The following is a 19,531-nucleotide window of genomic DNA, read 5'->3' as shown; positions in this document are numbered from 1 at the left end:
AGCCGCCGCCCGCGCGACGCGACAAGGAGCCTGCCCATCGTGACCCCCGACGGACCCCGCAGCGCCGCCCCCGCCCCCGGGGACCTGGCCGATGTCGTAGCGCTCGGCGAGTCCATGGTCACGTTCCTGCCGTCCCGCCCCGGCCGCCTCGCCGACGTCCCCTCCTTCGACCGGGCCATCGGCGGCGCCGAGTCCAACGTGGCCTGCATGCTGGCCGCCGCCGGACACCGGGTCCGCTGGGCCGGCCGGGTCGGCGCGGACGGCTTCGGCGACCACCTGGTCGAGACGATCGGCGGCTACGGGGTCGATGTGAGCGCCGTCCGCCGGGACCCGGCGCGTCCCACCGGCGTCTACTTCCGCACCGCCGGGGACCGGGCCACCGACGCCCACGAGGTGGCGTACTACCGGGCCGGATCGGCCGCCTCCGCCATGTCCACCGCCACCATGGACCTGGCGGCGGTCCGCGCCGGGCGGGTGCTGCACCTGTCCGGCATCACCGCCGCGCTCTCCGCCGACTGCCTGGAACTGATGCGGGAGCTGACGGCCCGCCGGCCCGGCCGCCCCCTGGTCTCCTTCGACGTCAACCACCGGCCCGGCCTCTGGCGGGACCCCGCTGACGCCCCCCGCGTCCTGCTCGGCCTGGCGCGCGGCGCCGACCTCGTCTTCGTCGGCGAGGACGAGGCGTGGGACCTCGGCGGCCCCGAGGCGGTCCGGGCCGCGCTGCCCGAGCCCGAGGTGCTCGTCGTCAAACAGGGCGGCACCGGCGCCGTCGCCTTCCACGGCCGGCACGCCACCTCCGTGCCGGCCCTGCGGGTCGACGTCACCGCCGCCGTCGGCGCGGGCGACGCCTTCGCCGCCGGGTTCCTCTCCGCCACCCTGCGCGGGCTGCCCGTACGGGACCGGCTGCGGCACGGGCACCTCTGGGCCGCGGCCGCCCTCACCGTCCCCGGCGACCTCGCCCCGCCGCCCGCCCGCGACCTGGCCGACCGGCTGGCCGCCCTGGACGAGGAGGCATGGGGGAGACTGCGACTCGGCCCCGGCTGGACCCGTGCCGAGAAGGCCGACGAGGAGGTACGCACCCCATGAGCCAGACCGTCGACCGCGCGCTCAGCATCCTGCCGCTGCTCGCCGAGGGCCCCGCCGACCTCGGCCGGGTCGCCGACGCCCTCGGCGTCCACAAGTCCACCGCGCTGCGCCTGCTGCGCACCCTGCACGACCACGGCTTCGTCTACCGCCAGTCCGACCAGCGCTACCGCCTCGGCTCCCGGCTCATCGCCCTCGCCCAGGAGGCGATGGAGAACCTGGACGTCCGCGAGATCGCCCACCCCCACCTCGTGCGCCTCAACGAGCAGTGCGGGCACACCGTGCACCTCGCCGTCCACGAGGAGGGCGAGGTCCTCTACATCGACAAGGTCGAGAGCCGCTACCCGGTCCGCATGTACTCCCGGATCGGCAAGCCCGTCGCCATCACCGTCGCCGCCGTGGCCAAGCTGCTGCTGGCCGACCTCCCCGAGAGCGAGCGGCGCGCGGTCGCCGAGAGGCTCGACTACCCCCTGTACACGTCCCGTTCGACACCGGGCGCCGAAGCGTTCCTCAAGGAGCTGGCCACGGTGCGCGAACAGGGCTGGGCCACCGATCTCGGCGGCCACGAGGAGTCCATCAACTGCGTCGCCGCGCCCATCCGGGACGCGGCCGGCCGGGCGGTCGCCGCGATGTCGGTCTCCGCGCCGAACGTCGTCGTCACCGCCGAGGAACTCCTCACCCTGCTCCCGCTGGTGCGCCGTACGGCGGACGCCATCAGCGGCGAGTACTCCGGCAGGACCCCAGTCAAGGAAGTCAGCACATGACCGAGAAGACCGCGCTCACCCCCTCCACCCACACCGTGCCCCCGGCGAAGTTCAGCCACGGCGTGAGGAAGGGCAACATCCTCCAGGTCGCCGGCCAGGTCGGCTTCCTCCCCCACGAGGACGGCAAGGCCCCCACCCCGGCCGGCCCGACCCTGCGCGAGCAGACCCTCCAGACCCTCGCCAACGTCAAGGCGATCCTCGAAGAGGGCGGCGCCACCTGGGACGACGTGATGATGATCCGCGTCTACCTCACCGACGTGGACCACTTCGCGGAGATGAACGAGATCTACAACGCCTACTTCGAGGAGCAGGGCCTCACCCAGCCCCCGGCCGCGCGCACCACCGTCTACGTCGGCCTGCCCGCCGGTCTGCTCATCGAGATCGACGCGCTGGCGGTCCTCGGCTAGGCCGTCCCGCCCCGCCCGCCCGTCTGTCTGTCACACGGCACGGCACCTCCGTTCCACCGCGTGGGTGCCGTGCCGCGCCCTTCCCTGCCCGAAAGCAGTATGCGCTTACCCAGAGGACCCCCGAATGCCCGGAATACCCCTTCAGTTCGCCGCCGCCGAGACCCCACCCCACACCGGTGGCCTGCTCACCCTGATCGACGGCACGGCCGGCCTGCTCACCGTCGCCGCGATCGGCATCGCGCTGCTGCTCTTCCTCATCATCAAGGTGCGGCTCCAGCCGTTCGTCGCGCTGCTCGCCGTCTCCATCGCCGTCGGCCTGCTGGCCGGCCTGTCGGTCACCGAACTCTTCGGCACCGTCCAGAAGTCCGACGCCGTCTCCACCATCGAGTCCGGCATGGGCGGCATCCTCGGGCACGTCGCCATCATCATCGGCCTGGGCACCATGCTCGGCGCCATCCTCGAGGTCAGCGGCGGCGCCCAGGTGCTGGCCTCCCGCCTCCTCGGCCTCTTCGGCGAGAAGCGCGCGCCCCTCGCCATGGGCCTCACCGGCCTGATCTTCGGCATCCCGGTCTTCTTCGACGTCGGCATCTTCGTCCTCGCGCCCATCGTCTACGCCGCCGCCAAGCGCTCGGGCAAGTCGGTCCTGCTGTACTGCCTGCCGCTGCTGGCCGGCCTCTCCATGACCCACGCCTTCCTGCCGCCGCACCCCGGCCCGGTCGCCGCCGCCGGACTGCTCCACGTCGACCTCGGCTGGGTCATCCTCATGGGCGTCGTCTGCGGCCTCCCGGCCGTGCTGGCCGCCTGGGCCTACTCCGCCTGGATCGGCCGCCGCCTCTTCGTCGCCGTGCCCCAGGACATGGTGGAGGCCGCCGAGGAGGCCAAGGAGGCCGTCCTCGCCGAGCAGCGCGCGGCCGGCGTCACGCCGAAGGAGACCCCGGTGCCGCTCGGCACGGTCCTCGGCATCATCGGCACCCCGCTGGTCCTGATCCTCGCCGCGACCTTCTCCTCGATCGCCCTGGACCCCTCCACCGGCCGCTCGGTGATCGAGTTCTTCGGCAACCCGTTCGTCGCCCTGACCCTCGCCCTCTTCCTCGCCTACTACCTGCTGGGCATCCGGCGCGGCTGGTCCCGCAAGTCCCTGGAGGCCGTCTCGACGGCCTCGCTGAAGCCGGTCGGCAACATCCTGCTGGTGGTCGGCGCGGGCGGTGTCTTCGGCGCCGTCCTCAAGGGCAGCGGCGTCGCCCAGGCCCTCTCCGACACCTTCAACGGCGTCGGCCTGCCGGTGATCGTCCTCGCCTACCTGATCTCGCTGGTCCTGCGGGTCGCCCAGGGCTCGGCGACGGTGGCGATCGTGACGACGGCGGGCATCGTGGCCCCGCTGCTCGCGGAGGGCGACCACTCACAGGCGTTCGTCGCCCTGGTCATCATGGCCATCTCGGCGGGCTCGATCTTCGCCTCGCACGTCAACGACGGCGGCTTCTGGATGGTCGCCAAGTACTTCGGCATCAGCGAACGGGACACGCTCAAGTCGTGGACCGTGCTGGAGAGCGTGCTGTCGCTGGCCGGGTTCGCGGTGGCGGCGGTGGTGAGCCTGTTCGTCTAGGCGGGCGGCCGGCCCGCACCGGGAACCGTATGCGAAGAGGGCGTTGCAGAGGTTCCTCCGCAACGCCCTCTTCGCGTGCACGACCGAGTCACCGGACCACGAGGTCCGCGGTCTCGACGCCCGTTCGCTGCGCGGGCTCGCGCGCCCGCTGCGCATGGAGCCGCTCGACGCCCTGCGGCGCGGCGGCCCCGCCACCTCCTCCCAGTCGGCCGCGCGGCTGGGCGAGTCCAGCGGCGCCACCGGCCACCACCTGCACCGGTCCGCCGCGCACGGCTTCGTCGAGGACGCGCCGGAGCACGGCGAGGGGCGGGAGCGGTGGTGGTGGGCGGTGCGCGGGGCCGCCGGCCTCTTCCCGCACGAACTGGCCGGCCAGCACACCAGGGAGCCAGCGACCTGGCTCGGCACTCGCGGCGACCGGCCCGAGGACCGGCGCCGCGCCTCGGACCTGAGCGACTGGACGCCGAACCTCACCCCCGCCCTCGCCCAGGAACTCATCGAGAAGACGCACGACCTGCTGGAGAGCCACCGCGCGCTCGACCCCGGGGACGCCCCGGACGCCGGGCGGGTGCGCCTCCACACGCACGTCCTCCCCGCCCGTACGGACCGAGAGGCCGGCTGATGCGTCCCGGCACCCATCTCGCCCCGCACCGCCTGCGCACCGCCGAACTCCGCGCCGAGGCGGACGCGTACCGCCGCGCCGCCCGGGTCCGGCGCCGCCGGGACCTCCGCGGCCGGCTCGGCTGGACGCTCGTGGCGGCCGGCCTGCGGCCGGCCGTCACGCCCAGGACGGCGGTCGCCGTGCCGCGCGCGCTGTGAGGGGGCGGTCGCGGCGGGAGCGGTGGCGTAGGAACGGTAACGATGCCGGAGCCGACTGTGTCCCGCACAGGAACGTCGACCATACTTCGCGCTGTGGAGCAGCGCATTGGATCGAGCAGCCAGCCCCTGGAGGGCGCCGGGTTCGACCCGGCCTTCGTCCCCGGGCTCACCTCGCCCGCGTCCGGTGACCCGGAGGAGGTGAAGCCGGCGGCGGAGACCGAGCCCGAGCCCGAGGACGCCGCCGAGGAGCGGGACCCCGCGCCCGAGGAGCCCGCGGCGGACGCGGTCCCCGACGGTCCCGTCTTCGAGGCGTCCGACCGGCGCGCCCGGGTGGTCGCCGACCACCGCGGCGTGCGGCTCGCCCTGGACGACCAGGAGTGCGAGTTCCGCTGGGACGAGATCGCCGCGGTGGAGACGGAGACGCCCCGCTTCGGCAAGCGGTTCACCGTGACCGTGCACACGCCGGACCGGCGCTGGTACTACCTGGAGGTCGAGGCCGCCTCCCGCAGCCGCTTCGCGGAGTGGGACACGGCGCTCGACGCCGTCCTGGACGCCTACTTCGAGGACGGCCAGGACGGCCGGGACGCCCGGGACGACGGGCCGGAGCAGGCGGAGGAAGCGGCGTCCTCCTAGGAGGCCGCGCAGTACTGGGCCTGCTTGCCGATCGACCGGTACATGCAGTCCGCGTTCTCCAGGAGCTGCAGCACCGCGTCCCGGTTGCGCGACGTCTCCCGCTCGATCACCTCGTCGGGCGGGTAGAAGCCGCCGCCGGAACTGGACGCCGGGTACATCTCGAAGGTGTAGCCGAAGATCTTCTGGTTGCCCCACAGCCAGTCGTCGATCGACCCGTCGGTGATGTACAGGTCGCTGGACTGCTCCGCCGTGTAACCGTTGCTCGCGGCCATCTTCTGCCCGATCGCCGCGAAGGCGTTCCGGTCGTCGGCGGTCATCCCGGTCGTGGTGTCGGCGGTGGTGTACCCGAAGGGCCAGAGCACCAGTTCGCTGTACGTGTGGAAGTCGATGCCCGCCTTGATCTGCTGGACGCCGCCGACGACCCGGCTGCGCACGAAGTCGGCGACGACCTTCACCTCGGGCGCCGACTCGCCCGCCGATCCCCGGTAGGTCTCGGAGGACGCCGAGCCGGAGGAGCCGCCGCAGCAGCCCCAGCGGTACGCCCAGTTGCGGTTGAGGTCCGTACCGACCGCGGTGGAACCGGAGTTGGGCTGGCGGTTCTTGCGCCACGAGCGGTAGGAGCCGGTGGCGATGTCGTACTCGCCGCCGTCCGGGTTGAGGTCGGGGACGATCCAGATCTCCCGGCCGTTCACCATGCTGGTGACCCGGGAGTCGGAGCCGTAGCCCGCGCCGAGTTCACGGATCAGATAGAGCGCCATCTCCACCGTCAGGTGCTCACGGGCGTGCTGGTGGTGGGTGAACAGAACCTCGGGCTCGTTCTCGTCCGCCGCCACGTTGTCGCTGATCTTGACGGCGACGATGTCCCGGCCCTGGTACGACTTGCCGATCACCCGCTTGCTCATGATGCCGGGGTACGCCGCGATCCGGGCGTCGATCTCGGCGTTCATCTCCGCGTAGTTGTGGTAGCGCGAGTCGGCCGAGGGGAAGTCGAGGAGCCGTACGTCGTCCGCGCCGCCCGAGCGGTCCGGCGCCGCGCCCAGCGGGGTGACGTCGTAGCCGAGCCGTTTCAGCTCCTTGATCTGGCCGGCCCGGCCCGAGACGACGACCGTGTTCTCGTCGGCGTCGTCCACGGAGACGCCGGCGCGCTGGAGCGCCGTGCGCGAGGCGGAGTCCGAGCGGGTGTGCACCTCGTACTGGCGGATGTCGTCGGCCGACGGGGCGGGTGTGCGGGCACTGTCGGCGCCGGCCTCGTCGGTCGCGGAGAGCGGCGCGGCGAGGGCGAGCGCCAGGACGGCGGCGAGCGCGGCCCAGTGTCTGCGGCTGCCGGGGCCTCGTGAGCGAAGTCGCATGAAGTCTCCTGGTTTCTCCGGCCGCCGGGATCTCCGGGGCGGGGGAGTGGAACGGGGGGTGGTCCAGCGACGTGCCGTGCGGATGTGGCGCTCATCGTGGCGGTCTGGCATGAGCAGGTCAAGACTGCCGGTCGGCCACGCACGCCCTCTTGTGCCGGAGTGCCCTTTGCGCTTTCTTGATCCGCATGGCGGACACCACGGGCGACCTCAGTGACACCGGCACTCTGCGCAAGTCGAGTTGGCGCCACATCGGCCCCGGCATCGTCGTGGCGGCGACCGGCGTAGGCGCGGGCGACCTGGTCGCCACCCTCATCGCCGGCGCCAACTTCGGGTACACCCTGCTCTGGGCCGCGGTCATCGGCTGCCTGGTCAAGATCTCCCTGGCCGAGGCGGCGGGCCGCTGGCACCTGGCCACCGGCCGTACTCTCTTCGACGGCTGGGCGAGCCTGGGGCGCTGGACGACCTGGTTCTTCGCCGTCTACGTCGTCGTCTGGGGCTTCGTCTACGGCGCGGCGGCGATGTCCTCCAGCGCGCTGCCCCTCCAGGCGCTGTTCCCGGGAGTGATGGACCTGAAGTGGTGGGGCGTGGCCTGCGGGGTGGTCGGCCTGGTCTTCGTCTGGTTCAACAAGTACGCCGTCTTCGAGAAGGTCATGACCGTCCTGGTCGGCGTCATGTTCGTGGTCACCGTCTACCTCGCCGTCCGGGTCACCCCCCACCTGGGCGACGCCCTCGCCGGCCTGCTCCCGGTCCTGCCCGACGAGAAGGACTCCGTCCTCAACACCCTCGGCCTGATCGGCGGCGTCGGCGGCACGATCACGCTGGCCGCGTACGGCTACTGGGTCAACGCCAAGGGGTGGACCGACACCGGCTGGATGAAGGTGATGCGCCTGGACAACCGGGTCGCCTACCTCACCACCGGCGTCTTCGTCGTCGCCATGCTCTTCGTCGGCGCCGAGCTGCTGCACAGCGCCCACCTGGCCCTGGCGAGCGGCGACAAGGGCCTGGTCCAGCTCGGCGGCATCCTGGAGGACGAGTACGGCACCGCCACGGCGAAGTTCTTCCTGATCGGCTTCTTCGCCACGTCGTTCACCTCGCTCATCGGCGTCTGGCACGGCGTCAGTCTGATGTTCGCCGACTTCACGGACCGGCTGCGGGCCGGCACGGAGGCGACGGGGGAGAAGGTCGCCTCCGGTGACCGCGAACGCTCCTGGGCGTTCCGCGCCTACCTGCTCTGGCTGACTTTCCCGCCGATCGTCCTGCTCTTCCAGGGCCAGCCCTTCCGGCTGGTCATCGTCTACGGCGTGCTGGGCGCCGCGTTCATGCCCTTCCTCGCCCTGACCCTGGTCTGGCTCCTCAACTCCGCCCGCACCCCGCGCGAGTGGCGCAACGGCCGCCTGAGCAACGGCATGCTGGCCGTGGCGGGCCTGCTCTTCCTGGTCCTGTGCGTGAAGCAGGTCTGGGACCAACCGTGGTCGGAGTTCTTCTAGGCGCTGCGGGACGCGCGACTGCCCTTTCGGGCAACGCGACCGCACCCTCGGCTGCCCCGTCCGCCCTGACGGGCCGGGACGCGGCGTGTGAACCTGCTGATGGAGAGTCCTGGCCTGCGGGCCGGCGCGTTGACGTCCTGCGGAGGGAACAGCATGCGAGGACGCGATGAGCGGTCCGACGGTCAGACCGTGAACCGGCCGGGTGCCGCACCGCCGGTACCGGTGGCACGGACGGAGGGCCTCGCGTCGGGAGCCGGCCGGGTGGAGACGGCCGGGACCCATTCGCCCCAAGCCGTGGCCGCACTCCAGCGCACGGCGGGGAACGCGGCGGTCGCGGCGACGATGGCGGTGCAGCGCCGGCCCCGCGGAGAGCGGGGGGAGACGGCGTCGCAGGCGCCGCAGCCGACCGTTCAGCGCATGTTCAACAAGCTGAAGAACGCGATGTCCGGCACCTCCTCGACGCCGGCGGCCGCCCAGGTCATGGTGCGGGTGGGCGGTGAGGACCTGCCCATGACCCGGCAGGGCGCCTTCTACGTGTACCGCACGGATCAGGGCGGCCAGGCGTTCATCCATGACATCGCGGTCCGCAACGGCGTCCTCAACGACGACCTCACGGGGTACGTGATGCGCTACCGGGCCGGTGGACTGGCCCTGTACCGGGGCATTCCCCGCTGGCACGCCACCTGGCACGACGTCAACGGCGCCGGGGTGATGAACCCGCTGGGCCGGGGCAACGCCCCGGACTTCGACACCCACAACACGTCCTTCATCCCGTTCAGCCCCGACGAGGGCGTCGCCCGTTCCGCCGCCGTCGCCGCCACGGGCATGGGGGAGCGGGACCGTATCGAGTACGTGAACGGGTACTCGCGGAGCAACGGGCAGTTCTTCATCGGGCTGCTCGCGACGGTCGTGGCCGGCCCCGGCCAGGACGTCGCCTTCTTCAACGGGAGCGAGATCCAGCTGCGTGGCCCGGTCCGCGGCTTCGACACGGAGCACTTCCGGATGAGCACCGACGTGATGGAGGCGCTGCGGGGCCGGGCCGGTGACCCGCCGGAGCCGCTCGGCGAGACCCGCCCGCACACCCCGGACGAGGACCAGAAGAAGGACTTCGCACGGCAGCACGGTGCTCTGCTGCCCTGACCGGGTCCCTGCCTCTCAGCCCGCGGCCAGGGTGTCCCACTCCGGGCTGAGCGCGATCTCGCGCAGCTCCGCGAGGGTCAGGGCCGGGGCCTCGCGGGTGGCGGGCCGGTCCTGCGCCCCGCTGTTGAAGGCGCTGACGACGACGCGCAGGGACGCGGGGGCGGGCCGCAGGGTGTCGACGGTCCACATCACGACACCGGCGCCGCCCTTCTCGCCGGGCATCTGCTCGGTGCTGACCAGGGTGCCGTCGTCGAGGGTCTCGGCGGAGCCGTAGAGACCGTCCGTCATACCGGGCTGGACGTTGATCTGGACCAGACTCCGGCCCTCGCCGTCGTCCACGACGGCATAGGCGTACTCCTCCTCCTGGCCGCCCTCGGTGACGACCTCGACGTCCTCGGGGAGCAGCCTGGTGAGCAGCGCGCCGATCCGCTCGCCGGAGACCGCCGGCGGCGCCTCGTCCACCGAGGCGGTGGCCAGTCCCTTGGGGTTCTCCGGGATGGCGTCCACCACGTCGCGCCACACCCCGGCCGTGACGACCTCCGTCAGCTGGGCGGGGGTCAGGGGCGGGTCCTCGCGGCTGACCGGCGCGTCCTTCTCCGCGGCGGCGTTCCACTCGCTCAGCGTGATGTGCTGCCCGCGGGCCGTGACCAGCTGCGCCGACCACCACTTGGTGTCCACCCGCCGGTCCGGATACTCGTAGCCCTGGTACAGCATGAGCAGGGAGCCGTCCGGCAGCCGGCTGGTGGAGCAGGCGTCGTACGCGACGAGCGTCTCGTCGGGGCAGCGGGTCAGCTCCCGCACCTCCGGGCTGCCCGGCTCGACCCGGTCGAAGCCGATGCCGATGGCCGCGGGGCCGTCCCCGTCGTCGTACACGAGATGGGCGTTCGGCGGCAGGCCCGGGCCGGTGCCCCGGGCCCCCTCACCGCTGAACCGCCCGTCCGGGAGGAGCCCCTTGAGCTCCTTGAGCAGGTCGTCCCCGGAGTAGGAGGGCACGGGTCGCGGCGTCGCCGAGGGGGCCGGGGCGGCGGCCGGGGTGCGGGCCTCCTCGACGGAGCCGTCCCCGCCCGGCAGCAGCAGTGCCCCGCCCACCCCGACCAGGGCGATGCCGGCCACCCCGCCGAGCACACCGGCCCGGCGCCGCAGCCGGGCGCGGCGCCCGCGGCTCTGCCCGCCGGCGACGAGGGCGGCCCGGTCGGCCGTGAAACCGTCGCCGGTGTCGCGCAGGGCGGTGGTGAGCCGTTCCTCGAAGGAGTCCCGCGGGTCCTGCTGGTTCTCGGGCATGGCGAACACCCTTTCCGCAAGGTGTGAGGTGAGTGAGTGATGGCCGTGTGGTGGAGGGCGTGACGGGCGGGGCGGGCCGGGTCAGGGTCTGGCGTACTCCGAGAGGTCCTCGCCGAGCAGCCCGCGCAGCTTGCCCAGCGCCCGGACGCAGCGGGTGCGCACCGCCGCCGAGCTGACGTTCAGCACGTCGGCGGTCTCCTCGACGGAACGGTCCTCCCAGTAGCGCAGGACGACGACGGCCCGGTCCTTGGCGGGCAGCCGGGAGAGCGCGTCCAGCAGGGTGAGCCGCAGCGGCGCGTCCCCGTCCGCCGCGCCCGGCAGGTCCGGGAAGCGGTCCGTGGCCCGCTCCCGGCTGCTGAGCCGCCGCTGGTGGGCGAGGAAGGCGCGGGTGAGGACGGTCTGCGCGTACCCGGCCGGATTGCCGACCCGTGCCATCCGCCCCCAGCGGACGTACAGCCGGCCGAGGGTCTCCTGCACGAGGTCCTCGGCGAGATGGGTGTCACCGGCGGTCAGCAGGCACGCGGACCGGTAGAGGTGCCCCGCCCGCGCCGTCGCGAACTCGGCGTACTCGTCCTCCCGGCCCTGCCGCTTCTGCCACATCCCCGCTCCCCCCTGTCGTCCCGCCCTCACCTCACTGATGCGGCGGGAGTGCGGAAATGTTTCATACGGACTTCACCCGGAGGGCCGCGCACGGGTGCGGCCGCCCCCACGGGGTGGGAGCGGCCGCCCGGTGGTCCGGGAAGGTCAGAGTCCGTCCACGTGCGGCCCCACCGCGTTCGACCACGCGTTGCCCGCCGTCGCGTCCCAGTTCGTCGACCAGGTCATCGCACCGCGCAGGTCCGGGTACGCCTTCGACGGCTTGAAGGCGCCGCAGCCGGTCAGCCTGGTCAGGCAGTCCAGGGCGTTGTTGACCACGCTCGGCGCCACATAGCCGCTGCCCGCTCCCCGGGCCGAGGCCGGTACGCCGAGGCCCACCTGGGACGGGGCCAGGCCGCCCTCCAGCTGGATGCAGGCCAGCGCGGTCAGGAAGTCCACCGAGCCCTGGCTGTAGACCTTGCCGTCGCAGCCCAGCATGGAACCGCTGTTGTAGTACTGCATGTTGACGACCGTGAGGATGTCCTTCACGTTCAGCGCCGTCCGGAAGTAGGACCCGGACGTCGACTGCATGTCGATGGTCTGCGGGGCCATCGTCAGGATCAGGTCCGGGCCCGCCTTCGCCGACAGCGCGCGCAGGGCCTGGGTCATGTACGTCGGGTCGAGTCCGTTCTCCAGGTCGATGTCGACGCCGTCGAAGCCGTACGTCTGCATCAGGGACCAGACGGAGTCGGCGAAGGTGGCGGCGGAGGCGGAGTCCGCGACGGAGACCGTGCCCTTCTCGCCGCCGACCGAGATGATCACCTTCTTGCCGGCCGCCTGCTTGGCCTTGATGTCGGCCTTGAACTGGTCGACGGTGTAGCCGTTCAGCTCCGCCGACGCCAGGTTGAAGGTGACCGCGCCCGGGGTGGTGGTCGCGTCGGCGAAGGCGACGGCGATGATGTCGTACGCGGACGGGACGTCGGAGAGCCTCTGGACCGCGGCGCCGTTGTCGAAGTTCTGCCAGTAGCCGGTCACGGCGTGCTTCGGCAGGTCGCCGCCGCTGCCGCCCCCGTCGCCCCGCTCCGCCGTCCGCGCCGTCACGGCCGTCGACCTCACCGACTCACCGGCCGCGTTGACGGCGGTGACCTGGAAGGAGTACGAGGTCGCGGCCGACAGGCCGGTCACGGTGGCGGAGGTGCCGGTGACCGCCGTGACCTTGGCGCCGTCGCGGTAGACGGAGTAGCCGGTGGCGCCGGAGACCGCGTTCCAGGACAGGGAGACCGACGAGGAGGTCGTGCCGGAGACGGCCAGGCCGGCCGGGGCGGCCGGGACCGAGGGCTGCTCGCCGCCGCCCCCGCCGCCGTCCGGGCCCCGCACGGTCAGGTCGTCGGCGTAGTAGGCGGACTGGCCGTACCAGCCGTGGGTGTAGACGGTCACCGAGGTCGTCGACGCGCCGGTCCGGAACGTCGTCGAGAGCTGCTTCCAGGAGGACGAGTCCGGCGTCCAGGTCGACACGTCCGTCGTGCCCGTGCCCGTGACACCGAGGTAGGCGTAACCGCCCTGGACCCAGGCGCCGAGGGTGTACGTGGAGTTCGGGACCACGGCGACGGTCTGGGAACAGCGGGCGTTGTCCTGGCCGCTCGGGGTGGCCTTCAGCGCGGCGGCGCCCCCGTGGACGGGGGAGCCGACGGTGGTGCCGCTGCCCGCCGAGCACGTCCAGCCGCTCAGGCCCGACTCGAAGCCGGCGTTGCGCGCGTTGTTGACGTCCGCGGCGGAGGCCGGGGCGGCGGTCACGGCGGTCAGGGCGAGCGCGGCGGCGGCCACGCCGGCCCACGCGCCGGTCCGCCCGCTGTGTCGTCTGCGTACGGGGTCCACTGCAGCCTCCGGGGGGAAGTAGGGGGACGGTGGCCACCGTTGGGAGTACAAGGTGGTCCAGACCAATTGCCGTGTCAAGAGGTGAGGACCAGGGCGGTGTGGGGTGAGCGGGGGTGAAGGCGGGTAGACCCGGGGGGTGTTCGGACCCGACCGCCGGCCATCGAATGGCCAACCTGCCCCGATATGGGGTGACTTGTGCGGCACAAGTTGTTCCACCGCTGCAGAAACGCTGTTCTCCGGTCACAGACGCGTGGATACAGTGCTCGGGTAGTCACGCAGTGAAGTCATCCGGGTGTGCCGGAGTAACACCGGCGGACCGACGGGCTTGGGAGACCGGGAGCCGCGCGTGCCAACTGCCATTGCCGTGACCAGTGCCGACCTGGCACTGCCGCCGCAGGACGAACGGACCATGCCCGCGGCCGTGCTCCAGGACGTCGACCGGCGCCCCCTCGACCACGTGCTCGCCGAGCTGCAGACCCTCGTCGACCAGTACGGACACGTGATCGTGGTCTGCTCCGCCGCCGCCTCCCCGGACGTCGAACGGCGGCTGCGCACCGTACGGTCCCTGATGGAGAGCGACCGGATCGCCCTGTTCCGCCCGGGGCTGCCGCCGCTCGGGGCCGCCGTCCTGGCCCGGCAGCTGCGGCAGCTCGCCTCCTGCGACATCAGCCCCGGGGTGCTGGCCTCGGCCGGCCGACTGCTCACCCACTACATCCACGCCGGCGCGCTGCTCGGCTCCGTCGCCCGGCTCGACCGGGTGCCCGTCGACCTGAAGGCGCACGCCAGGTCCTGGGTCCCCGGCAGCCAGTTCGCCGTCCTCGCCCACCCGGAGCCCCGGCTCGTGCGGGCCGGCCCCGGCGCGGCGCTCCCCGGACCCGAGTTCGGGACCTGGCTGCTGGTCGCCGAGGGCCAGCTCCCCGCCGACTGGGTCACCGGGACCCTCGCCCCGTCCTGGAACGCGCTCGGGGTGCGCGAGACGCCGCTGCCCGCCGACTCCCCGGCCTGGTGGGGAACGGGCAAGGTGACCGAGTTCTGCGCCTTCCTGCCCGACCTGTCGGTGCTCTACCAGCTCGTCACGTCGGTCCGGCAGAGCACCTGCCACTGGTGCGGCATCGACGTCATCGGCGACCGGTGCGTGTTCTGCTCCGCCGGGCCGCGGGGCGAGGAGGGCCGCCACCGGGACGGCCGCGGAACCCCGGCGCGGGGCGGCCACGGCGACCGCGGGAGCCTCCCGGCAGGCACCTCACGGCCCGGGAACCCGTACGGCATCCAGTACGGCCGGCACGCCGGCCGGGGCCCGTACGAGATCGAGCGCGGCGGCCCCCCGGCGGCCGGCGCCACCCCGGCCGGGGACGGCGCGCGCGGCGCCCTGCCCGCCGGACCCGGCGGATGAGCGCCGAGCCCGCGCGCCGTCCGCGCCCCGAACAGCCCCCCGTTCCCGCCCGACCGCTCCCCCCGATGAGGTTCTACGGCCCATGAACTCCCGTCAGCGCCGCGGCGTGCTCCTGATCGTCCTGTCGGTCCTGTGCGCCCTCGGCGCCTTCGCCGGCGTGCTGTCCGTCATCAGCGACGTGAAGTCCAAGGTCGGCCCCGAGGTCACCGCGTACCGGGTGAAGGACGACATCGCGCCGTACACGACCCTCGGCGCGGGGCAGTTCGAGAAGGTCACCATGCCCGAGCGGTGGCTGTCGGAGAACGCCGTCACCGACCTCGCCGCCCTCCGCGGCAAGATCGCCGTGACCACCCTCAGGAGCGGCTCCCTGCTCCAGAGCGACATGATCGTCGACCGGCCCGCCCTCCGGCCCGGACAGCAGGAGGTCGCCATCATGATCGACGCGGCGACCGGGGTGGCCGGCAAGATCACGGCGGGCGCCACGGTCAACGTGTACGCCACCTTCGAGGGCGCCCGGGAGGGCGACCCCGACCAGTCGAAGATCATCGTGACCGGCGCCCGGGTCATCGACGTCGGCAAGCTCACCTCGCTGGAACCCGACGAGGACAGCTCCCGCCGGGACGCCTCCGAGGCCGTCCCCATCACCTTCGCGCTGTCCGCCCTCGACGCCCAGCGCATCACCTACGCCGAGTCGTTCGCCCAGCGGGTCCGGCTCGCGCTGGTCGCGCCGGGCGGCGACACCGCGGTCCCCGAGCAGGACCGGACGTACGAACTCGCGAAGGACAAGTGAGAGGCCCGTATGCCCACGAGGATTCTCCCGGCGGTCGGCGACGCGGACGCCGTCCGGTCCATCACCACCCTGCTCAGCCAGCTCCCCGACGCCGAACCGGTCCCCCCGGTCACCGACTCCACCCAGCTCGTCGACACCCTCGCCCGGCTCGCCGCCGAGTCGGTCGACGAACTGCCCGAGGTCGTCCTCGTCCACGAGCGGATCGGCCCGGTCCCGGCCCTGGAGCTGATCCGCGAGGTGGCGCTGCGCTTCCCGGCCGTCGGCGTCATCCTCGTCACCTCCGACGCCGGGCCCGGCCTGTTCCAGGCCGCCATGGACCACGGCGCCCGCGGCCTGGTCGCCCTCCCGCTGCACTACGAGGAACTCGCCGCCCGCGTCTCCGTCGTCGCCCAGTGGTCGGTCGGCGTCCGCCGCCACCTCGGCAGCGGCGCCGACGTCCTCACCGGCCCGGGCGGCACCGTCGTCACCGTCAGCGGCGCCAAGGGCGGCGTCGGCACCACCGTGACCGCCGTACAGCTCGCCCTGGCCGCGCAGGCCTCCGGCCGTTCCACCGCCGTGCTCGACCTCGACCTCCAGACCGGCGACGTCGCCTCCTACCTGGACGTCCAGTTCCGCCGCTCGGTGGCGGACCTCGCCGCCATCACCGACATCTCCCCGCGCGTCCTCGCCGACGCCGTCTTCCGGCACGACAGCGGCCTCGCCCTGCTGCTCGCCCCCGCCGAGGGCGAACGCGGCGAGGACGTCACCGACCGGGCCGCCCGCGCCGTCGTCGGCGCCCTGCGCTCCCGGTACGACGTCGTCGTCATCGACTGCGGCGCCCAGCTCGGCGGGGCCGGCGCGGCGGCCGTGGAGACCGCCGACCGGGCGCTGCTGGTCACCACCCCGGACGTGGTCGCGGTGCGCGGCGCCAAACGGGCGGTGCGGATGTGGGACCGGCTCCAGATCCGCAAGGCCGAGGAGACCACGGTCGTCGTCAACCGGCACACCCGCACCACGGAGATCCAGCCACCGCTGATCGCCCGCATCACCGGCGCACCCGTCGCGGCCACCACCGTCCCCGCCCACTACAAGGAACTCCAGGGCGCCGTCGACGCCGGCCGGCTGCACGAACTCGACGGCCGCAGCACCGTACGGCAGGCCCTGTGGGGACTGGCCGCCGAACTCGGCCTGGTGACCGCGCCCGTGCCCGCCGGGAAGACCGGGCGCGCGGTGGTGCTGCGGCGGCGCAAGGGAGGCGCGGGATGAGGGGCTCCCCACAGGCCGCCCGGCGCGACGGCGGCCAGGTGACCGTCGAGTTCCTCGGCATGACCCCGGTGATCCTCGTGACGCTGGTGGTGCTCTGGCAGCTCGTCCTGGTCGGCTACACCTTCTCGCTCGCGGGCAACGCCGCCGACGAGGCCGTACGGGCGGGCACCGCCGCCTCACCGGGCGAGCGGCAGGGCGCCTGCCGGACGGCCGGCCTCGACAAGCTGCCGGACGCCTGGAGCGGCGAGGTGGGCTGCGCCACGGGCGGCGGCTATGTGCGGGCCACCGTCGACCTGCGCGTCCCCGTCCTCTTCCCGGGCGCCTTCGGGCTGCCCTTCACCGTCCACGGCGACGCGGGCGCGGTCGAGGAGGAGACGGACTGACATGCCGTACCGCCGCCGACGCCACGACGACCGCGGGCAGGCCGCCCTGGAGTACCTCGGCTTCCTGCCGATCCTGGTCCTGGTCGCCCTGGCCGCCGTACAGCTCGGACTGATCGCCTACGCCGCCCAGCAGGCGGGCACCGCCGCCCGCTCCGGGGCGCGGGCCGCGTCCCTGGACCTCGGTGCCCAGCAGGGCTGCGACCGGGCGGTCAGCGACTGGCTGTCCGTCGGCTGCGCCGCCGGCGCCGGCGGCGACGAGGTCACCGTCACCGCGACCGTCGGCATCCCGTCCGTGGTCCCCGGCTGGGACTTCGGCGACGCCACCCGGACCGCCACCATGCCCCGCGACGCGGACGACTGAGCGGGCGCCCCATGAGCGACGAGGAACGAGGAGCACCGGACGCATGAGCCTGCGCGCGCGCATCCACTCCCCCGAGGAGCACGCCGGCCGGGGCGAGGACGGCCACCTGGTCGCCTCGTACCGGGCGAAACTCCTGGAGGAGATCGACCTCGCCGAGATGAGCGCGCTCGCCGCCGCCGAGCGCCGGGCCCGGCTGGAACGCGTCCTCGGGCACATCATCAGCCGCGAGGGTCCGGTCCTGTCGACCGTCGAACGGTCCCAGCTGATCCGCCGGGTGGTCGACGAGGCCCTCGGCCTCGGCATCCTCGAACCGCTCCTGGAGGACGCCTCCGTCACCGAGATCATGGTCAACGGACCCGACGCGATCTTCGTGGAGCGCGGCGGACGGGTGGAGCAGCTCCCGATCCGGTTCGCCTCCCACGACCAGCTGATGCAGACCATCGAGCGGATCGTCTCCACCGTCAACCGCCGCGTCGACGAGTCCAACCCGATGGTCGACGCCCGTCTGCCGTCCGGCGAACGCGTCAACGTGATCATCCCGCCGCTCTCCCTGACCGGCGCGATCCTCACCATCCGCCGCTTCCCGCGCTCCTTCACCCTGCACGAGCTGATCGGCCTCGGCTCGCTCGACGAGCACATGCTGTACCTGCTGGCGGGGCTGGTGCGGGCCCGGTTCAACATCATCGTCTCGGGCGCCACCGGCACCGGCAAGACGACCCTCCTCAACGCCCTCTCCGGGCTGATCCCGGAGCACGAGCGGATCATCACCATCGAGGACTCCGCCGAACTCCAGCTCCAGCAGTCCCACGTCATCCGCCTGGAGTCCCGGCCGCCCAACGTCGAGGGCCAGGGCCGCATCACCATCCGCGACCTGGTCCGCAACTCGCTGCGGATGCGCCCCGACCGGATCGTCGTCGGCGAGGTCCGCGGCGGCGAGTCCCTCGACATGCTCCAGGCCATGTCCACCGGCCACGACGGCTCCCTCGCCACCGTCCACGCCAACAGCGCCGAGGACGCCCTGATGCGGCTCCAGACGCTCGCCTCCATGTCGGACGTGGAGATCCCCTTCGCCGCGCTGCACGACCAGATCAACAGCGCCGTCGACGTCCTCGTCCAGCTCACCCGCTTCCCCGACGGCGCCCGCCGCATCACCGAGGTCGCCCTGCTCGCCAGCCACGGCGGGGAGCCGTACCGGCTGACCACCGTCGCCCGCTTCCACGCCCAGCCCATGACACCCGACGGCCGTGTGCACGGCGTCTACGAGCACCATCCGCTGCCCCGCCGCACCGCCGACCGCCTGCACATGGCCAGCCAGCCCGTCCCGCAGGCCTTCGGCGTCGCCCGCTCCGCGGACCAGCTCACCACCCGAGAGACCCGGTAGGAGCCCGACCGATGGAACTGTCCGCCCTCGTCCGGCTCACCACCGGCATCACCCTGCTGGCCTGCGTCCTGGCCGTCGCCGGCCTGCACTCCTACGCCTCCGGGCGGGCCCGGCACCAGGCCCTGGTCGACCGGCTGGCGGCCACCGGGCAGACCCACTACGCCGGCCGCCGCCGGCACTTCCCCGGCCTGGACCGCCGGCTGCGCCGCACCCGCCTCGGCCGCGCCCTGGAACTCCGGCTCGCCGCCACCGGCCTGGACGTCACCCCGGGCGAGTTCACCGCCTGCCTCGCCGTCGCCGTCGCCGGGCTCTGGCTGATCGGGCAGGCCGCCCTCGCGCCCTTCTTCGGCCCGCTCGCCGGGCTGCTGGGGATCTGGGCGGCCGTGCAGTTCCTCGCCTGGCAGCGCCAGAAACGCATCGAGCGGTTCATCAACCAGCTCCCCGAACTCGCCCGCATCCTCGCCAACGCCACCCAGGCCGGACTCGCCCTGCGCACCGCCATAGGCATGGCCGCGGAGGAACTGGAGGCCCCGGCCGGCGAGGAACTCGGCAAGGTGGCCAACCAGCTCGCCGTCGGCGCCTCCATGGACGACGCCCTCGGCGAACTCGCCGACCGCCTCCCCTCCCGCGAACTCGTCGTCCTCGTCACCACCCTGGTCCTCTCCAACCGGGCCGGCGGCCAGGTGGTCAGCGCCCTGCGCAACCTCACGGAGACCCTGGAGGAACGCAAGGAGACCCGCCGCGAGGTCCGCACCCAGCTCTCCCAGGTCAACATGACCTCGTACGCCGTCCCGGTGCTCGGCGTCGGCTCGCTCTTCCTGATGAACGGCGTGAAGGACGGCGCCCTGGAACGCATGACCGGCTCCCCGGCCGGGCAGATCGCGGTCCTCGTCGCCTTCGGCCTCTACACCGTCGGCTTCGTCCTCATCCGCCGCCTGTCCCGCATCGACGTCTAGGGAGGTCC

General features: G+C 73.1%; 19 protein-coding genes and 1 pseudogene. 16 read left to right on the top strand and 4 right to left on the bottom strand.

Annotation, left to right across the window (positions count from 1 at the left end):
- The first annotated feature begins 39 nt into the window (after positions 1-39).
- From Sdagh_RS14805 to Sdagh_RS14775, 7 genes are all read left to right on the top strand, one after another.
- Positions 40-1,086, top strand: coding sequence for a sugar kinase (locus Sdagh_RS14805; RefSeq protein WP_189415495.1), 1,047 nt, complete (start codon positions 40-42; stop codon positions 1,084-1,086).
- Positions 1,083-1,847 (top strand): IclR family transcriptional regulator, encoded by a 765-nt coding sequence (locus Sdagh_RS14800; protein WP_189415493.1) that lies wholly within the window; start codon positions 1,083-1,085, stop codon positions 1,845-1,847. The genes Sdagh_RS14805 and Sdagh_RS14800 overlap by 4 nt, the downstream gene beginning before the upstream one ends.
- On the top strand, positions 1,844-2,254 hold the full coding sequence (locus Sdagh_RS14795; protein ID WP_190008542.1) for a RidA family protein: 411 nt from the start codon (positions 1,844-1,846) through the stop codon (positions 2,252-2,254). The genes Sdagh_RS14800 and Sdagh_RS14795 overlap by 4 nt, the downstream gene beginning before the upstream one ends.
- A gap of 124 nt (positions 2,255-2,378) precedes the next feature.
- On the top strand, positions 2,379-3,857 hold the full coding sequence (locus Sdagh_RS14790; RefSeq protein ID WP_190077525.1) for a GntP family permease: 1,479 nt from the start codon (positions 2,379-2,381) through the stop codon (positions 3,855-3,857).
- A 43-nt stretch (positions 3,858-3,900) separates the two neighbouring features.
- Entirely contained in the window at positions 3,901-4,476 is a 576-nt protein-coding gene (locus Sdagh_RS14785; RefSeq protein WP_190077524.1) for a winged helix-turn-helix domain-containing protein, read from the top strand.
- A complete protein-coding gene (locus tag Sdagh_RS14780; protein WP_190008548.1) occupies positions 4,476-4,673 on the top strand; it encodes a hypothetical protein in 198 nt (65 codons plus the stop codon). The genes Sdagh_RS14785 and Sdagh_RS14780 overlap by 1 nt, the downstream gene beginning before the upstream one ends.
- Positions 4,674-4,766: 93 nt before the next feature.
- Positions 4,767-5,306: a hypothetical protein gene (locus Sdagh_RS14775; protein WP_190077523.1), complete on the top strand. Its 540-nt coding sequence runs from the start codon at positions 4,767-4,769 to the stop codon at positions 5,304-5,306.
- Here the strand turns inward: Sdagh_RS14775 and Sdagh_RS14770 are convergent.
- Positions 5,303-6,655: a M14 family metallopeptidase gene (locus Sdagh_RS14770; protein WP_189415486.1), complete on the bottom strand. Its 1,353-nt coding sequence runs from the start codon at positions 6,653-6,655 to the stop codon at positions 5,303-5,305. The two genes, Sdagh_RS14775 and Sdagh_RS14770, sit on opposite strands and share 4 nt — an antisense overlap.
- A 185-nt stretch (positions 6,656-6,840) precedes the next feature.
- On the opposite strand from Sdagh_RS14770, the gene Sdagh_RS14765 reads away from it, so the two are divergent.
- Both Sdagh_RS14765 and Sdagh_RS14760 read left to right on the top strand, forming a co-directional pair.
- Entirely contained in the window at positions 6,841-8,142 is a 1,302-nt protein-coding gene (locus tag Sdagh_RS14765) for an Nramp family divalent metal transporter (RefSeq protein ID WP_189415484.1), read from the top strand.
- 417 nt (positions 8,143-8,559) lie between these two features.
- Complete coding sequence (locus Sdagh_RS14760) at positions 8,560-9,282, top strand: hypothetical protein (RefSeq protein ID WP_226535124.1); 723 nt, start codon at positions 8,560-8,562, stop codon at positions 9,280-9,282.
- Positions 9,283-9,297: 15 nt separating this feature from the next.
- On the opposite strand, the gene Sdagh_RS14755 is transcribed toward Sdagh_RS14760, so the two are convergent.
- From Sdagh_RS14755 to Sdagh_RS14745, 3 genes are all read right to left on the bottom strand, one after another.
- Positions 9,298-10,563, bottom strand: coding sequence for a hypothetical protein (locus Sdagh_RS14755; RefSeq protein ID WP_189415480.1), 1,266 nt, complete (start codon positions 10,561-10,563; stop codon positions 9,298-9,300).
- 81 nt (positions 10,564-10,644) lie between these two features.
- Complete coding sequence (locus Sdagh_RS14750) at positions 10,645-11,163, bottom strand: SigE family RNA polymerase sigma factor (RefSeq protein ID WP_189415477.1); 519 nt, start codon at positions 11,161-11,163, stop codon at positions 10,645-10,647.
- Positions 11,164-11,307: 144 nt separating this feature from the next.
- The gene (locus Sdagh_RS14745; protein ID WP_190008554.1) at positions 11,308-13,014 is read right to left on the bottom strand and encodes a chitinase; all 1,707 of its coding nucleotides are present in this window, start codon (positions 13,012-13,014) and stop codon (positions 11,308-11,310) included.
- Between the two features lie 325 nt (positions 13,015-13,339).
- Between Sdagh_RS14745 and Sdagh_RS14740 the strand changes: the two are divergent.
- The 7 genes and pseudogenes from Sdagh_RS14740 to Sdagh_RS14710 form a co-directional block, all read left to right on the top strand.
- Positions 13,340-14,245, top strand: a pseudogene (locus tag Sdagh_RS14740) (hypothetical protein); the annotation flags it as partial.
- Between the two features lie 244 nt (positions 14,246-14,489).
- The gene (gene cpaB, locus Sdagh_RS14735) at positions 14,490-15,197 is read left to right on the top strand and encodes a Flp pilus assembly protein CpaB (RefSeq protein WP_189415473.1); all 708 of its coding nucleotides are present in this window, start codon (positions 14,490-14,492) and stop codon (positions 15,195-15,197) included.
- Positions 15,198-15,206: 9 nt separating this feature from the next.
- A complete protein-coding gene (locus Sdagh_RS14730) occupies positions 15,207-16,442 on the top strand; it encodes a CpaE/TadZ family protein (RefSeq protein WP_190008558.1) in 1,236 nt (411 codons plus the stop codon).
- Positions 16,439-16,825 (top strand): TadE/TadG family type IV pilus assembly protein, encoded by a 387-nt coding sequence (locus tag Sdagh_RS14725; RefSeq protein ID WP_189415468.1) that lies wholly within the window; start codon positions 16,439-16,441, stop codon positions 16,823-16,825. Before Sdagh_RS14730 ends, Sdagh_RS14725 begins: the two co-directional genes overlap by 4 nt.
- A 1-nt stretch (position 16,826) precedes the next feature.
- The gene (locus Sdagh_RS14720) at positions 16,827-17,186 is read left to right on the top strand and encodes a TadE/TadG family type IV pilus assembly protein (protein ID WP_189415466.1); all 360 of its coding nucleotides are present in this window, start codon (positions 16,827-16,829) and stop codon (positions 17,184-17,186) included.
- 43 nt (positions 17,187-17,229) lie between these two features.
- Positions 17,230-18,567, top strand: a complete 1,338-nt coding sequence (locus tag Sdagh_RS14715; protein WP_189415464.1) for a TadA family conjugal transfer-associated ATPase — start codon at positions 17,230-17,232, stop codon at positions 18,565-18,567.
- An 11-nt stretch (positions 18,568-18,578) separates the two neighbouring features.
- Positions 18,579-19,523, top strand: coding sequence for a type II secretion system F family protein (locus Sdagh_RS14710; protein WP_189415462.1), 945 nt, complete (start codon positions 18,579-18,581; stop codon positions 19,521-19,523).
- Positions 19,524-19,531 lie beyond the last annotated feature (8 nt).

The organism is Streptomyces daghestanicus (assembly GCF_020521275.1).
Classification (GTDB): domain Bacteria; phylum Actinomycetota; class Actinomycetes; order Streptomycetales; family Streptomycetaceae; genus Streptomyces; species Streptomyces griseoviridis.
Note: the sequence above shows the minus strand (reverse complement) of the source record. Positions and strands in the feature narration are given on the sequence as shown.